Below are 14,214 nucleotides of genomic sequence, written 5' to 3'. Positions count from 1 at the left end.
GCGCCCCGGGGGGGGGGGGTGGTTTTTGGTGTTTTTGGTGGGGCACGCGGGGGCGTGGGGGGGCTCTGGGGGGGGGGGGCCCCCCCCCACCCCCCCCTTCAGCTCACGTCAGCCGTGCAACACCGCCGAAGCGAGTCACCGCTTGAGAAGGGTCAGGTGATGGCGGGTGCGTTCGGCGTCCCCGGCGCGGTTCTGCGTCTGGTACAGCTCCAAGGCCTGTTGGTACGCGCTGTGCGCCGGTTCGCGCTGATCGAGGGCGTGGTGGGTGTGGGCGAGCCATTCGAGGGTGTCGGCCTCCTCGTAGGCGTGGCCGAGTTTGCGGTACACGCTCAGGGACTGCAGGTAGTAGTGCAGCGCCTGGTGGTGCCGGCCGGCATGGTGGGCGATGTACCCGAGACTGTCCAAAATGGCCGCTTCGCCCTCGGGATAGTCGTGGTGCCTGGCGATCGCCAGCGCGGCCGTGCAGTGGGTGCGGGCCTGCTCGCCGTGGCCCAGCCGGGCCTGGTGCCAGCCGACGTCGTTGAGCGCGCGCGCCTGGCCGAACGGGTTGCCCGCGGTGCGGAACAGGTGGAGGGCGTTGCGCGCGTGTTCCAGTGCGCGTGCGTCGTCCCCCTGGTGTTCCCAGGCGCGCGCGAAGATGCGGTGGGTGTAGGCCTGTTCGGAGTGGTCGCCCGCTCGTTCGGTGAGCGCGAGTGCCTCCTGGAGGTGTTCGAGTGCCTCGGTGTGCAAGCCCAGCCGCGCGCAGGCGTTGCCCAGCCGTTGACGTGCCCGCACCAGGCAGGTGACGTCCTCGATGCGGGTCGCCGCGGCCAGGCCGGCGCGCCATACCGCGAGATCGTCGTGCAGGCGGCCGCGGCGCCACAGATAGGTGGACAGGACCCAGGCCAGCTGCCAGACCAGCGTGGGCCAGTTCCTTGCCTCGGCGGTGTTCTGGATGGCGAGCAGATTGGCGTGTTCGGCGGTGAACCAGTCCAGCGCGGCCGCCCGATCCTCGAGAGGCTGCGCGACGCAGCCCGCCGCGCGGTGCCGGAGCCGGGCCGATGGGCGGTGCGGATCCAGCAGCTGCTGGCCCGCGAAGGCGGTGTGCAGGTAGAAGTCGGCCAAGCGGCGCAGTGCTTCGTCGCGGGCGGCTTCGGTGAGGTCCTGGCCTGCCTGGCCCGCGGCGTCCAGCCGGATGAGGTCGTGCATCCGGTAGCGACCGGGGAGATGCTGCTGCAGCAGGCTCGCGTTCTCCAGCTCCCGCAGGATGACGCGGGTCCGGTCGGCCGGGCGCGCGGTGAGGGAGGAGGCGGCGAGCACGCCGATGTCCGGTCCGGGCACCAGGCCCAGGAACCGGAACGTGTCCGCTGCCTCGTGCCGCAGTGCGCGATAGGAGCAGGAGAGCACGGCCCGGACGTTCGCGGTCAGGTCGCCGGTGTCCAGCGCGTCGAGCCGCGCGGAGGTGTCCCGCAGTTCCCGCACCAGCGTCGCCAGCGGGAAGTCACTGTGCGTGCCGGCCCGGGTGGCCACGATGCCGAGTGCCAGCGGCAGTCCCGCGCAGTACGTCAGCAATTCGGTGACCGCGCCGGGTTCCGCGGCGAGCCGGTCGACGCCCAGGTGGCGGCCGAGCAGCCTCTTGGCCTCCTGCTCGGGCAGGACGCCGAGGTCGAGCAGCCGGGCTCCGTGCGTGGTGACGAGGCTGGTGAGCCGGTGGCGGCTGGTGATCAGCACCGTGCAGGCCCGCCCGCCCGGCAGCAGCGGGGTGATCTGGGCCCTGTCCCTGGCGTTGTCGAGGACCACCAGCAGCCGCTTGTCGGCGACCAGGCTGCGGTACAGGCCCACCTGCGCCTCGAACTCCGCGGGCAGGGCGTCGTGGTGGACACCCAGCGCGTCCAGAAAACCCCGGACGGCCAGGTCCGGTTCCATCGGTTCGTCCACCGCGTCGAAACCACGCAGGTTGACGTACAGCTGACCGTCCGGGAACCGGTCGAGGTGCTGATGGGCCCACCACAACGCGAGCCAGGTCTTGCCGATGCCGCCGGGACCGCCGATCGCCCGGATGACGGTCCCGGTGCCGTCCGGGTATTCCTCCAGCGCGGAGTCGAGATGGGCGAGTTCGCCGAGCCTGCCGACGAACGGGCGGGGTGCGGCGGGCAGCTGGCGGGGTACCGCGCGCCTCGCCGGGCCGGGGTCGGCGGGCGGGGTGCGGGCACTCACCGGATCGGCGGCGAGAACGCGCCGGGGATCCGGGTTTGCCTCCGCCGCGGGCAGCCCTGGCGTATTCGCCTCGATCCGGTTGCGTGCCGCGATCCAGGCCCCGACCCGCTCGTCGCCCTCGCAGGCGCGGATGAACGCGGCCACCGTCTGCGGGCTCGGCAACACGTTCTTCTGCAGCGCACCCGCGAGTGTGCTGCGGGGCAGGAATTCGCCGGCGTCGGCCGCACGCTTTTCTAGCTGCCGATAGGTATATCCGGATCGTTCCTTGATCTTTCCCAGCAGGCAAACGAACTCGGCGGCGTCGCGAGCGGCATCCGGGTGAATGCCCGTATCCTCCACGTCTCCATGCTCGCGGCATTCGGCGCGCAGTGGCAATAGCCTGTCCGTAACAATGTCCGGGCACTCGCCTGACCAGTGCGGACAGCCGGGTCTGTCCGGGACGGCCTGTCGCCATTGCCGGTCCCGCGAGGCCGGTGGCACCATCGTTGTCACCGGGGCGGAGAACTTCTGGTTCCGGGCAAAGTTCGAATTCCGGACAAAGGGAGCGTCGTCTTCGGTCGGTGCCGTGACCGGGTGGCGAAGTATCGAGGGGGAAGAGACACCGCGGTGTCGATCGTGATGCGAGCCTGCGCGTTTTCGGGAGAACGACGGGAATATCGGCGGACCAATAGCTCGGCGGCGTGGTCGTGCCCGACTTCCGGTCCCGGCGCGCGGTTCCCTGGATGGTCACGCTGGTCGACGACGTCGCGGGGACGAGACTGGCCGGCACGTTTCGCACCTCGTGCCGGCCAGTCCGTCCACTTCGGACCGGAAGGTCCGGTGGTTCACGGATCGAGCAGGTGCGCGAGGGCGGCGGTGGCATCGGCCGCGTAGCGCTCGGCGACGGCGTCCGGAGCGCGGATCGCTTGCTGGGCAAGGCCGATGGTGAGGGCGCGGACGGCGGGGGTGAGGCGTGCCGCCTGCGCGGGGGTGGTGCGGCGGACGGGGGTGCGCCCGGGGGCGATGACGCGGCCGGTGAGCAGCCGGGTGAGGAGAGCGGTGATCTCGCTCGCCTGCGTGGCGATGGCGTCGGCGAGTTCTTCGTCGTGCGCGGCCAAACCGGCCGCGTCGACTTCGAAGGCGTACCAGTGGGCGGCGTTCTCGTCGAGGGCGAGCCGATAGGTGACGAGGGCGTAGCCCCGAAGTGCTTCGTGGAGGGTCAGGTCCTGTTCGGTCAGCTCGGCGAGGCGGTCTCGCAGGAGCCGCGCCAGGTGCTCGACGGTGGCCAGGAGCAACTGGCGCTTTCCGCCGAATCGGGAGTACACCGCGCCTGTGGTCAGGCCCGCCCTGGCGGCGATGTCTTCCAGCCGCGCGGCCCGGTAGCCGTGTGCGGCCATCTCGGCGAGCGCGGCCTCGATCAGCGCGGTGTTGTTGCGCTGCCGTGATTCGGCACGTTTCACCGGCCGGCACCGGCGACGTCGTCGAGGCGCCGCACCGTCGCGAGCGCGGCGCCGATCTGGACCGCGACCACGTCACGCAGGGGGAAGGGATCGGCGCGCAGGGCGTGCTCGGCGTCCGCGCACCAACGGTCGAGGAGGCCGGAGGCGTCTTCCGTGGCGGCTCGCAGTACCGACGGCCGGTTGCCCGCCGCCTGCTCGACGCCGAGTTGGCGGTGTAACAGACCCGCACACCGCAGCCGCACCATGTGCACGACACAGTGCGCGGCGAAGGATTCGGCGACCGTCGCCTCTCGTCCCGCGACGGCGCCGGCCATCTTGTCGTAGGCGGACGCCAGCGACGAGCTGTGCTCCAGAGTGTCGGCAATGGCCGGGCGCATCGGCGAGGAAATCGTCAGCCGGGGCGACACCCGTTGGTACACCGCGCCGAGCGCACGGGCGTCCGCTTCGAGTTGTGCGGCGTTCTCGCGCAACACGTCGGCGTAAGCACGCCCGCTCGCCGAGGGATCGGCGGCACGCGGGTCGCGCCACAGCGGTACCTCGGTGACCAGCGTGGTCGTCCCGTGCCGCTCGGCGTAGTGCGAACTGGAGCCGCCGAGACGCGCGGATCCGTCCGGACGCGCGGTGGCGGCGGCCAGCTCACGTGCGGACGGCATCAGGTATACCGCCGGCGCGGCGGTGGGCCAGCCGAGTGTGTCGATCGGACCCAGTGACAGCGGGACATTTCCGGCCCGCGCGACCTCGGCGAGGTCGTCCGCCACGCCGGGCACGTCCTGGCTGAGGATGAAGAACACCCCGCCGAAATCGGCATTGTGCAGCGAGTACTGGAAAACCGGGCGGAGCTCGTCGATGACCCTGGCCAGCGCCTGGGTCTCGGGCAGCATCCGGTCGAAATACGCCTGCTCGTCCAGAACGGGGAAAGTCCACTCCGGCTGGTCGGTGAGGGCCGGGCGGAAGAAGTTCCGGTGGTAGTGGCGGATCGTGTACGGACCGCCGAACCAGTCCTCGTTCATGCGCGTCGCGTCCGGGTCGAGACAGGGCACGAAATGCCAGCTGTAGCCCGCCTCGTCGCGCAGCGCGGGGTCTTCGGTCACGAGCCGTGCCAGGTGCAGCACGGTGAGCAGGCCGAGGGGTTCGTTGGGGTGCGGGCCGCCGACGATCAGCGCGTGCCGGGGACCGTGGCCCACCGAGAGCATCCGCAGCGGATCACCGAGCCGGGAGGTGCCCATCCGGCGGAGGCGGCAGACCTCGGGGTGGTCGTCCGCGAGCGTGGCGAGCGCGGCCTCGAGTTCGTCGACGGTGCAGATCCGGTCCATGTCCGGCAGTCCGCTCAGCCGGTCCGCGACGAGTCCGATCATGACGTCCCCCAGAATGATAATCCAGATTACTACCGTAATCGAGATTATCAACGACGCGCGAGCAGCGCCAGCAAGGTTCACGGGCAGGTGGTGAGCGCACGCAGGTACGCGGAATGTGCCTGCCCCGCCACTTCGCTGACACGGAGTGCGCAGCCGCCGACCGGTCCGCCGGGGACCCAGGCGAGCACGAGTGTCGACGTCGTCGCCGCGCAGCGCAGCGGGCGATAGGCGGTGTCCGGCATCGGAGTCCTCGGTGGCGAGGTCACGGTCGGGATACCCGCGCCGTGGCCGAGGCAGAGTGCGGCCCATTCACTGGTGACGTAGCGGAATCGCGGTTCGGCACACGCCGCGAGCACCGCGCGCGTCAGCGGCTGGACGGCTTGATCGAGCAGGACGCACGGATGGCCGGACAACGCGGAGGGCGGTACCGAGTCCGGAGTGCCGAGTGCGTGCCCCCGCGGAATGCCGACGACGAGCGGCTCGGTGGCCACCGACGACCAGGCGAGCGGGGCGGGCAGGGAAGCGCTGTCCGTGTTCTGCCGCAGCACGACGAGGTCCAGTTCGTCACGCTTCACCGCCTCGGCCAGCTCCGTGCCCGGTTCGTCGATCAGCACCGACAGTTCGGCGCCGGGCCGCAGCGAACCGAGTTCCCGGACGAGCCGGGGCAGGACGGGTGTCGCCACCGCGCCGATCCGGATGCGGTCCGGCGGCGCGTGGCCGCCCGCCCGCGCGGCGGCCAGCATCCGGTCGAACTGCGGCAGCACCACCGCGGCGTGTTCGAGCAGCACCTCGCCCGCTTCCGTGAACGTCGTTCCCGCGGGGCCCTCGGTCAGCAGTTCGGCGCCCACCATGCGTTCCAGCCGGTGGATCCGCACCTCGAGCTTCGCCTGCGTGGTGCCGAGCAGGACGGCGGCCGCCGCGACGCTCCCGGTCTCGGCGACGGCGGTGAGGATCTTCAGCTGCCGCAGCTCGATGTCCACTCCCGCTCCGGCACGGGTCAGTTCGTGCGCGCGGCGAGCCGTCGCAGTGGTGCGGGAAACACGTGCGGGCCGGTGTGCCGTCCGCGACTGTCCCGGTAGGCGTCGAGAATCACCCCGGCCAGCAGGCCGGCCCGCGAGGCGATCGGGCTGTCCTCGCGGTAGAGCAGGAAATGGCTGGTCCGCATCAGCAGGTCCGAGATCGGCCGGTGCACCACGCCGGGCGCGAGGGGACGCAGTGTCTGGATGAGAGTGACGTCGCCCTGATAGCGGACGATTTCGTCGCGGGGGCCGGAGACCGGGACATGGTGCGCGATGAGCGGGGAAAAGCCGAAAGGGTGGCAGACACGCGCGAGGAACTCGCGGCAGCGGTCGGGCCCCGTCGACGAGATCCACCGCTCGTGTTCCAGTTCGGCGAGGCGGACCGAGTGTCTCGACGCGAGGGGATGCCAGTCGGGGAGCATCACGAGCAGCGGGTCGTCGGCGAGGTCGATCCGGCCGGTGTTCGCGGGCGTCGTCACCTCGCACTGTTCGGACAGCACCGCGAGATCGAGTTCACCGCGCTCGAACCAGCTGAGGATCTCCGCGGTCGACCCGGCCGTCCTGATCTCCGCCTGGTCGCCGGTGCCGGTGGTGTCCAAGGCGTCGAGCAGGGGCCCGGCCAGCGCGGTCGCCGACCAGCCGACCCGCAACGCCCTGGCGCGCTGCGCGCACCGCTGTGCCAGATCGGTGCCGATTCTCGCCGTGCGGGCGAGAATCCCGTCCGCGTAATCGAGGATGAGCCGCCCGAACGGGGTGGGACGGACGCCGGTGCGGTCGCGTTCGAACAACGCCTGGCCGAGCAGCTCCTCGATTCTCCGCAGTTCCCGGCTGAGCGCGGGCTGCGGGAGTACCAGCTGGGCGGCGGCGCGATTGAGGCTGCCCGCTTTCGCGACAACCTGGAGGTGGCGTAAATGCTTCAGTTCCAGCTCCACGACTGATCACCGTATGGCAGGAGTACCCGCGGGTGCACCGGCGAAAGTGTGATCGCCACCCCTACCAAAGTAGGAAATCCTCTTTCCGAAGTCCGGCGCTCGCGAGACCGCGAAGGCATAACCCGCTGGCATTAGCCGTCCCACCGGGCCACGGCGACAGTAGGCACATCCACTCGCGGCCACCGGGGAAACCGGACCAGGAAAGGTGGAAATCTCTCATGTTCGACGCGAGTCCGCTGTCTTCCGGCTGTGCCCGGCTGTTTCCGGGCGCACCACACGCCTGTGTCGGCGTGAGTCCGTTCAACGGTTATTTCACCTCGGAACGGCTGGTCCGGCTCGCCGCGTGGACGGCGGGCAATTTCGACGACTTCCATTTCTTCGTGCCGGACGAGGTCACGGCCTACACGCTCGAAGCACTCGGTTATTCACCGGCGCGGGCGAAGCAGAAAGCGCATCGCCAGTCCTGTCACGTGCACAACAAGATCACCACCGCGTTGACCACGCTCGGCGTGCCCGATCCGGCGAGCCGGATCCTCGGCATGGCACGGCTATGGGAGATGCCGGCCTACCGTAGCGTCGCGCACGAGGTGGGGAAACACTTCGAAACCGACCAGGGTTTCCGTTCCGCCTGCCACAGCGCTTCGACCTGGGTCCTGCAGGGAAAAATGGGCGACGTGCCGAATGCCGGAACACTGCGGCTCGCGGTCCGCTACTTTCTCGCCGAACTCCCGTTGTTCGCGGCATCGGGGCTGATCACCGGGAACACCGGATCGATGTTCGTCTATCACCAGCGGGTGCCCTTTCTGCAGAGGTTCTTCGACGGGGAATTCGCTTTCCGGCCGAATCCCGGGCAGGGGTTCCTGGTCGTGCGAGAGCCGGTGCTGGAGGCGGCGGGCCGATGACGAACCGTCATGACGACTACTCGTTGACGCGGGTCCCGGCGCACGCCCGCCGGTCGTGGCCGTCGGTCGCGGTGCAGCGTTTCGGGCAGGTCTCCTCGTTCCAGCAGTTCATCGTCGGCGCGATGCTCGGGTACGGCATGACGTTCTGGCAGGCCGTGCTGGCGATCACGATCGGTTCGGTGCTGCTCGAGGTCATCACCGTGCTGCTCGGCATCGCCGGGGTCCGCGAGGGACTGTCCACATCCGTCCTCGCCCGCTGGGCCGGGTTCGGCCGGAAGGGATCCGCGCTCGTCGGGCTGCTCGTGGCGCTGAGCCTCGCGGGCTGGTTCGGCGTGCAGAACGGCGTGTTCGCGCACGGCATGCACGCGCTCGGCGAGACGGTGCCGGAATGGGTGTGGGCCGTGCTCGGCGGCGTCGCGATCACCACCATCACCGTGTACGGCTTCCGCCTCATGGCCTGGGTCGGCTATCTGACCGTGCCCGCGTTCCTCGTCCTCGCCGGATACTCCATTGTGGACACACTGAGCAGCCATTCGCTCGGGTCACTGGTGTCCGGCCCGCCGCCGGGCCCGCCGCTCTCGCTCGGCGCGGCGACCACGCTGGTCTCCGGGGCGTTCATCCTCGGCGCGCTGATGACCCCGGACATGACCCGCTTCAACCGCACCCCGGGCGACGTGGTCAAGCAGACGCTGATCGGCGTGACGCTCGGCGAGTACCTCATCGGGCTGATCGGGGTGCTGCTGGCGCACGCCACGAAGTCGGCCGACATCGTCGGCATCGTCACCTCCTCGTCGGGCGTGCTCGGCACCCTGGTGCTCGCCACCGCGATCTTCAAGATCAACGACTGGAACCTCTACTCGTCCTCGCTGGGCCTGGTCAACGTCGTCGACGTGCTGTTCGGCCGCAAGGTCGGCCGCGTCCGCGTGGTCCTGGTGCTGGGCGCGCTCGGCACCGCGGCCTCCGCGTTCGGGATCGCCGACGACTTCGCGGGTTTCCTGACCGCGGTCGGCGTGCTCACGCCACCGGTCGCCGGGGTGCTCATCGCCGAGTACTTCGTCGTTCGCCGCTGCCGCCCGGTGTTCGACGCCTTGCGCGAACGCGGTTCGGTGCCGGGCCCGCACCGGGACTGGGTGCCGTCGGCGCTCGTCAGCTGGGCGCTCGGCACGGCGTGCGCGGTTTTCTTCGACTTCGGTATTCCCGCGATCAACTCGGTGATCGTGGCCTTCGCCGGTTACCTCGCGGCGAGCCGGCTCTTCCCGGCCCGCCGCCGGACACAGGGAGGAACGGACATGCTTCCACTGATCGGGCGTGAAGAACTCAAGCGCGCGATGGACGAGGGCGCGGTGATCGTGGTCGACACGATGCCCGTCGCCTACTACGAACGGGAACACCTGCCCGGCGCCCGCAACATTCCCGGCTTCCCGTACGAACGCGCGGCGGAGTTCACCGACGCGCACGCGCCGGACGTGCTTCCGGACAAGTCCGCCGCGATCGTCGTCTACTGCGCCAACACTCCTTGCCGCAACAGCGAATTCGTCGGCGCTCGCCTGCGCGAACTCGGCTACACCAGCGTCCGCAAGTACCGCGAGGGCATCGAGGACTGGGTGGACGCCGGGTACCGGACCGAGTCCGGCACCCCGACGGCGGCGCGTCCGGCGCCGGTTTCCGGTGACAGCACCGAATAGGAGGAGAAGGAAGATGGGAACGAGAATATCCGTGCTCGCGGCCGCCGTCGCGGCGGCCGCGGCGCTGCTCGGCTGCAGCACGATGACGCCCGCGATCGCGGCGGAGCGCGTGGTCGTCACGACGCAGGACGACACCGTCATCGACGTGACCTCGGCCAACTACGACCAGGTCATGGAGATGTCGAAGACCAAACCGGTGGTGCTCGACTTCTACGCCACCTGGTGCGGCCCGTGCCAGGAAATGGCTCCCTATCTGGAGAAGTACCACAAGGCCGACAACGGGAAGTGGATCTGGGCGAAGGTCGACCTGAGCAACAGCGGGCAGAACAAGGACATCGCGGACAAGTACAGCATCGAGTACATCCCGACGCTCATCGACATCAGGGACGGGCAGGAGAAGGGCAGCAGGGTCGTCGGCTTCGACTCCGGCAGCGGCCCCGCCGACCTGCGCACCTGGCTGAACGGTCTCTGACGCACCGCCGCCGGGGCTCGTCGGCGCCGGCGGCGATCCGTCCCTCTCCGCGAAGGATTTCCCATGAAGCGCAAGACAAGGGCCGCCGTGCTGGCGGTCTGTTTCACCGCGGTGGCCGCGGTTCCGCCCGCCACGGCCGCCGCGAGCACCCCCGCCGAGGCCACGTCGGTGTACATCGTGCGGCTGAAGCCGATGGCCGCGGACAAGGACAAGGTCACCACCGCCGCGAACGCGATGATCGCGAAGTACGGCGGCACGCTCCGCCGCGTCTACTACTCCGTTTCGCAGGCGTTCTCCATCGACCTGACCGAGGCGCAGCACACGAAGTACCTCACCGACACCGCGGTCAGCACCGTCGGCGCCAACCAGACCTACACCGCGGCGGGCACGCAGAACGATCCGCCGTCCTGGGGACAGGATCGCATCGACCAGCCGGACCTCCCGCTCGATCACAGCTACGCCTACCCGAACACGGCCTCGGACGTGCACGTCTACGTGCTCGACACCGGCGTCCGGACCAGCCACCGCGACTTCGGCGGGCGCGCGCACGCGGCCTTCGACGCCGTCGAGCCCGGCCAGAACCGTAGCGGCACCGACTGCAACGGGCACGGCACACGGGTCGCCGCCACCATCGGCGGGCACCACTTCGGCGTCGCGAAGGAGGCGTCGATCGAATCGGTGCGGACGCTCGGCTGCGACGGCACCGGGACGTCCGAACAGATCCTGTCCGCGTTGGATTGGGTGAACCTCAACGCGAAACGCCCGGCGCTGCTCAACCTCAGCTTCGCCGGTCCCGGCGGCACGGTCATCGACATCCAGCTCTACAAGATGACCCAGCTCGGGCTCGCCTACACCACGGCGGCGGGCAACGCCGGTGCCGACGCCTGCGGCACCACCCCGGCACGGCAGACCACCGGGATCACCGTCGGCGCGACGGACGCGGCCGATCGCCGGGTGCCGTCGTCGAACTTCGGTGGCTGCGTGGATCTCTACGCGCCGGGCAAGGACATCAGGACCGCGGACAACCGGAGCGACACCGGCTGCACCACCGTGTCGGGTACGTCGATCGCGTCGGCGGAAGCAGCCGGTGTCGCCGCGATGTACCTGTCCGCGCATCCCGACGCCAAGCCGGACGCGCTCGACGCGGCACTCAAGGCCGCCGCGTCGAAGGACAAGGTCGCCGATCCCGGTACCGGATCGCACAACCTCCTGCTCCATACGGCCTAGGGCTCGCGGCCGGGACGACGGTTGGAGACTCGACCATGAACCTCGCCGCGCCACCCGGCCGCGCCACCGGCCTGCCGCTTGGCGCCCTTCTCGCGCTCGCGACCTCGGTGTTCCTCGGCTGCCTGACCGAGGTCGTGCCCGCCGGGATCCTGCTCCCGGCGTCCGCCGATCTCGGGGTCGCGCCCGCGGTCACCGGACAGCTCGTGACGGTGTACGCGATCACCACCGCGCTCACCGCGGTACCGCTGACCGCGGCCACGACCCGGGTGCCCCGCAAGACACTTCTGCTCGCGCTCGTCACCGGGTTCGTGGTGACCAACGCGGTCATCGCGCTGTCCCCGTGGTTCGCGCTCGTCCTCGCGGCGCGGGTGGTCTCCGGCGCGGTCACCGGCGTCCTGTGGTCGCTCGTCGCGAACTACGCCATGCGGCTCGTCCCGGTGGAACGGTCCGGCCGCGCGCTCGCCGTCGCGATGGCGGGCACTCCAGTGGGCTTCGCGCTCGGTGTGCCCGCGGGGGCCGCACTCGGCGTGCTCATCGGCTGGCGCTGGGTGTTCGTCGTCATGGCGCTCATCGCGCTGCCGCTGCTCTGGTGGATCTCGGTGGTCGTCCCGCCGCTACCGGGGGAGCCGATCGGTGGCCGGACGCGGCTCCGTGGCGTCCTGCGGACTCCGGGGCTGCGTCCGCTTCTGGTCCTGGTGATCGCGTTCTCCTTGGCGCACAACATCTTCTACACCTACCTCGGCCCGTTCTACGCCGGGCACGGGCACGCCGGGCTGCTCAGCGCCGGGCTGCTGTTGTTCGGACTGTCCACAGTGGCCGGACTTTGGCTTGTCGGGCTCGCGCTCGACCGGCATCCCCGCGCCGTGCTGCTGTCGTGCGCGGCGACCGCCGCCTGCTGTCTCGCCGTGCTCGCCGTCGGCGGACGCGGCCCCGGCGTCCTCCTCGCGGCGACGGCGTTGTGGGGACTCGCCTTCGGCGGCGCGCCGACGTCGTTCCAAGCGGTCACCGCTCTGCTCGCCGGGCGCCGCGCCGACACCGCGCAGTCGCTCACCATCGCGAGCTGGAACGGCGCGGTGGCCGGAGGCGCGCTGGCCGGCGGGATCGTTCTCGAGACAGTGCCCATGGCGTTGCCGTGGGTCGCGGTCGCGCTGCTGACCGTGCCGATCCTGCTCGCCGGCCCGGTCACCTCGAACAGATGACGAGGACCGCGCTCACGACCAGCACGATCGCCAGGCCGGTCAGCCCGAGGCCGAGGGTGGTGGCGACCGCGATCGCGCCGACGAGAAGCGGGCCGCCCGCGTCACCGAGTTCGCGGCCGACTTCGGCGGCGCCCATGGTCTGCCCGAGCCGTTCGGGCGGGGTGCTCGCTGCGAGATGGGCGAATCCGATCGGGGTGACCAGTCCGGTGCCGGTTCCGATCGCGACGGCGGCGATGACGAGCCCTGCCACGCCAGGCAGTGCCGCGGCGAGCGTCATACCCGCCGCGGCGAGGGCGAGGCCTGCGGCCATGCCTGCCCCGTCGCGGATCCGGCCCGCGTCGCGGGCACGTCCGCTCCAGGGCTGGACCAGGGCCGCGCAGGCGGCCAGCAGGGACACGATCGCGCCGGTGGCCAAGGGGCCGAGTCCGTGGCCTGCCCCCGCTACGGGCAGGAAACCGACGCCGACGGCGAGCGCGGCGGTCGCACCGGCCAGCGCGAGGGTCGGCCGCAGGAAACCACCGGCGCTCAGGCGGCGGGCCAGGTCGAGCAGCGTCTGCCGGGTCCGGGGCAACGGTGCGGCCACGGGAACGGCCAGTACGGCCCAGACCGCGACCGCGGCGGCGAGCGCGGCCAGTGCGAGGAACAGCAGCGAGTATCCGCCCAGGGTGATCAGGATTCCGCCGAGGAGTGGCCCGAGGGTGTAGCCGAGTCCCTTCCACGCGCCGTACCCGCCGAAGGCCCGGCCGCGCCGGTTGTGCGGTGAGAGCCGGGCGACCAGTGCGCCCGCGGCGGGGGAGAAGGCCGCGGCCGCCGCGCCCTGGCCCAGCCGGGCGAGGCCGACCAGCGCCGGATTCCCGGCGACGACGAACGCGGCGGACGCGACGGCGAAGGCGAGCAGGCCGCCGAGGAGAACCGGTCGTGGGCCGACGCGGTCGGCCAGTGCGCCGAACAGTGGTTTGAGTACCACCTCGGCGCCGTCGTAGATCGCCAGCAAAAAGCCGAGGGTCAACAGCGACGCGTGTTCGGCTTCGGTGTACCCACCGAGGCCCGCGGCGATGCTGTGCGCGCCGAACGCGGTGACGAACCCGGCGGCGTACAAGGGAAACAACCGGCTCCGGCCCGCCGCGCCGATGTCCGGGGAGGTTTCGTCGTCCATCAACGCGGTCCTGTCCGGTCTGGTCAGGCGGAGCGGTCGCTGCCGGTCGCGAGCCAGGTGCCGATCTGGCCCAGCACGTCGCCTTCGTAGTCCTCGCCGACCATGCGGCCCAGGTCGGCGATCGTCACCTCGCGCAGCGCGGCGCGCCAGGCCCGGTCGGCGGCGATCATCGTGCGGGTGATCGCGCACGGCGCGGTGCACGCCTCCGGCGGCGCCGCCATCGGGCCCCGCTGCCGGATCTCCGTGCACACGAACGTCGGCTGGGGGCCTTCGACGGCCTCGACGACGTCGAGAACCGTGATCTCCCAGGGGGAACGCGTCAGCACGTACCCACCGGCCTTCCCCTGCGCGGACCGGACGAGCTGGGCCCGCGACAGCGCCTGCAACTGCTTGGCCAGGTAGGTGGCCGAAACCCCGTGCAGTTCGGCCAAGCGGACCGCGGGTACCGGTTCGGCCGCCGCCGTCAGCACCACGCAGCAGTGCAACGCCGTTTCGACACCACCGGACACCTTCACGCGTCCAGCCTAACCAGCGGGATTGACTCGGACAACAGGTGTCCGAGTAAGCTTCGAACTCGGACACAATGAATCCGAGTCAAGGAGCTCCTCATGAAGATCGCGGTGATCGGCACC

At 70.6% G+C, this 14,214-nt stretch carries 12 protein-coding genes and 1 pseudogene; 6 read left to right on the top strand and 7 right to left on the bottom strand.

Features of this window, described 5'->3' with window-relative positions; translation table 11 throughout:
• Positions 1-135 precede the first annotated feature (135 nt).
• The 5 genes from ACFWY9_RS40290 to ACFWY9_RS40270 form a co-directional block, all read right to left on the bottom strand.
• A complete protein-coding gene (locus tag ACFWY9_RS40290; RefSeq protein ID WP_378325704.1) occupies positions 136-2,535 on the bottom strand; it encodes an ATP-binding protein in 2,400 nt (799 codons plus the stop codon).
• Positions 2,536-3,020: 485 nt separating this feature from the next.
• Positions 3,021-3,635 carry a TetR/AcrR family transcriptional regulator gene (locus tag ACFWY9_RS40285; RefSeq protein ID WP_378341351.1) on the bottom strand — a complete coding sequence of 205 codons (615 nt, stop codon included), beginning with the start codon at positions 3,633-3,635 and terminating at the stop codon, positions 3,021-3,023.
• Positions 3,632-4,990 carry a M14 family zinc carboxypeptidase gene (locus tag ACFWY9_RS40280; RefSeq protein ID WP_378341350.1) on the bottom strand — a complete coding sequence of 453 codons (1,359 nt, stop codon included), beginning with the start codon at positions 4,988-4,990 and terminating at the stop codon, positions 3,632-3,634. Before ACFWY9_RS40280 ends, ACFWY9_RS40285 begins: the two co-directional genes overlap by 4 nt.
• A 77-nt stretch (positions 4,991-5,067) precedes the next feature.
• Positions 5,068-5,970, bottom strand: coding sequence for a LysR family transcriptional regulator (locus tag ACFWY9_RS40275; protein ID WP_378341349.1), 903 nt, complete (start codon positions 5,968-5,970; stop codon positions 5,068-5,070).
• 17 nt (positions 5,971-5,987) lie between these two features.
• A complete protein-coding gene (locus tag ACFWY9_RS40270; protein WP_378341348.1) occupies positions 5,988-6,941 on the bottom strand; it encodes a LysR family transcriptional regulator in 954 nt (317 codons plus the stop codon).
• A 218-nt stretch (positions 6,942-7,159) separates the two neighbouring features.
• Here ACFWY9_RS40270 and ACFWY9_RS40265 point away from each other — a divergent pair, with 218 nt between their 5' ends.
• The 6 genes and pseudogenes from ACFWY9_RS40265 to ACFWY9_RS40240 all read left to right on the top strand — a co-directional run bounded on the left by ACFWY9_RS40265 (position 7,160) and on the right by ACFWY9_RS40240 (position 12,426).
• Positions 7,160-7,843 (top strand): tRNA-dependent cyclodipeptide synthase, encoded by a 684-nt coding sequence (locus ACFWY9_RS40265; protein ID WP_378341347.1) that lies wholly within the window; start codon positions 7,160-7,162, stop codon positions 7,841-7,843.
• Positions 7,840-9,024 (top strand): annotated as a pseudogene (locus ACFWY9_RS40260) (purine-cytosine permease family protein); the annotation flags it as partial. The gene ACFWY9_RS40265 and the pseudogene ACFWY9_RS40260, both read left to right, overlap by 4 nt.
• A 108-nt stretch (positions 9,025-9,132) precedes the next feature.
• Complete coding sequence (locus ACFWY9_RS40255; RefSeq protein ID WP_378341360.1) at positions 9,133-9,528, top strand: rhodanese-like domain-containing protein; 396 nt, start codon at positions 9,133-9,135, stop codon at positions 9,526-9,528.
• A gap of 13 nt (positions 9,529-9,541) precedes the next feature.
• A complete protein-coding gene (locus tag ACFWY9_RS40250) occupies positions 9,542-10,000 on the top strand; it encodes a thioredoxin family protein (protein ID WP_378341346.1) in 459 nt (152 codons plus the stop codon).
• Positions 10,001-10,063: 63 nt separating this feature from the next.
• The gene (locus tag ACFWY9_RS40245; RefSeq protein WP_378341345.1) at positions 10,064-11,227 is read left to right on the top strand and encodes a S8 family peptidase; all 1,164 of its coding nucleotides are present in this window, start codon (positions 10,064-10,066) and stop codon (positions 11,225-11,227) included.
• A 35-nt stretch (positions 11,228-11,262) separates the two neighbouring features.
• Entirely contained in the window at positions 11,263-12,426 is a 1,164-nt protein-coding gene (locus tag ACFWY9_RS40240) for an MFS transporter (RefSeq protein ID WP_378325717.1), read from the top strand.
• On the opposite strand, the gene ACFWY9_RS40235 is transcribed toward ACFWY9_RS40240, so the two are convergent.
• Entirely contained in the window at positions 12,410-13,582 is a 1,173-nt protein-coding gene (locus ACFWY9_RS40235; RefSeq protein WP_378341344.1) for an MFS transporter, read from the bottom strand. The genes ACFWY9_RS40240 and ACFWY9_RS40235 overlap by 17 nt on opposite strands.
• 23 nt (positions 13,583-13,605) lie before the next feature.
• A complete protein-coding gene (locus tag ACFWY9_RS40230) occupies positions 13,606-14,097 on the bottom strand; it encodes an RrF2 family transcriptional regulator (RefSeq protein ID WP_378341343.1) in 492 nt (163 codons plus the stop codon).
• Positions 14,098-14,214 lie beyond the last annotated feature (117 nt).

The sequence above is a fragment of the Amycolatopsis sp. NPDC059027 genome, from assembly GCF_042739735.1.
Taxonomy (GTDB): Bacteria; Actinomycetota; Actinomycetes; order Mycobacteriales; family Pseudonocardiaceae; genus Amycolatopsis.
The sequence above is the reverse complement of the archived record's forward strand: the minus strand, read 5'-3'. Positions and strand labels throughout refer to the sequence as shown.

Bases quoted from the DNA above. Each gene is read 5' to 3' on its own strand.
- ACFWY9_RS40280 (WP_378341350.1), bottom strand. From the start codon at position 4,990: ATGATCGGACTCGTCGCGGACCGGCTGAGCGGACTGCCGGACATGGAC.
- ACFWY9_RS40265 (WP_378341347.1), top strand. From the start codon at position 7,160: ATGTTCGACGCGAGTCCGCTGTCTTCCGGCTGTGCCCGGCTGTTTCCG.
- ACFWY9_RS40255 (WP_378341360.1), top strand. From the start codon at position 9,133: ATGCTTCCACTGATCGGGCGTGAAGAACTCAAGCGCGCGATGGACGAG.
- ACFWY9_RS40250 (WP_378341346.1), top strand. From the start codon at position 9,542: ATGGGAACGAGAATATCCGTGCTCGCGGCCGCCGTCGCGGCGGCCGCG.
- ACFWY9_RS40245 (WP_378341345.1), top strand. From the start codon at position 10,064: ATGAAGCGCAAGACAAGGGCCGCCGTGCTGGCGGTCTGTTTCACCGCG.
- ACFWY9_RS40240 (WP_378325717.1), top strand. From the start codon at position 11,263: ATGAACCTCGCCGCGCCACCCGGCCGCGCCACCGGCCTGCCGCTTGGC.
- ACFWY9_RS40235 (WP_378341344.1), bottom strand. From the start codon at position 13,582: ATGGACGACGAAACCTCCCCGGACATCGGCGCGGCGGGCCGGAGCCGG.